This is a genomic window from Pseudomonas cedrina subsp. cedrina (assembly GCF_001983175.1).
GTDB lineage: Bacteria > Pseudomonadota > Gammaproteobacteria > Pseudomonadales > Pseudomonadaceae > Aquipseudomonas > Aquipseudomonas cedrina.
The window spans coordinates 1-515 of sequence record NZ_MNPW01000067.1 but is presented as its reverse complement, the minus strand read 5'-3'; the positions used below and the strand labels follow the sequence as shown (position 1 = coordinate 515).

Annotated in this window: 2 tRNA genes and 1 rRNA gene; all 3 read left to right on the top strand. The window is 48.0% G+C overall.

Annotated features, from left to right (window positions below):
* Positions 1 to 62: ribosomal RNA gene (locus BLL36_RS30065) — 16S ribosomal RNA — on the top strand; the annotation flags it as partial.
* 82 nt (positions 63 to 144) lie between these two features.
* Positions 145 to 221 (top strand) — tRNA-Ile (locus BLL36_RS30060).
* 30 nt (positions 222 to 251) lie between these two features.
* Positions 252 to 327: transfer RNA gene (locus BLL36_RS30055), tRNA-Ala, on the top strand.
* Positions 328 to 515: the final 188 nt, after the last annotated feature.

Sequence of the window (515 nt, the reverse complement as noted above, 5' to 3'; positions counted from 1 at the left end):
TGACTGGGGTGAAGTCGTAACAAGGTAGCCGTAGGGGAACCTGCGGCTGGATCACCTCCTTAATCGACGACATCAGCTGCTCCATAAGTTCCCACACGAATTGCTTGATTCATTGAAGAAGACGATAAGAAGCAGCCCGAAATTGGGTCTGTAGCTCAGTTGGTTAGAGCGCACCCCTGATAAGGGTGAGGTCGGCAGTTCGAATCTGCCCAGACCCACCAATTTTGTGTGGGAAACGCCTGTAGAAATACGGGGCCATAGCTCAGCTGGGAGAGCGCCTGCCTTGCACGCAGGAGGTCAACGGTTCGATCCCGTTTGGCTCCACCACTACTGCTTCTGACGTTATGAAAGCTTAGAAATGAGCATTCCATCCTGGTGATGGTGAATGTTGATTTCTAGTCTTTGATTAGATCGTTCTTTAAAAATTTGGGTATGTGATAGAAAGATAGACTGAACGTTACTTTCACTGGTAACGGCTCAGGCTAAGGTAAAATTTGTGAGTTCTCTTAAACGAG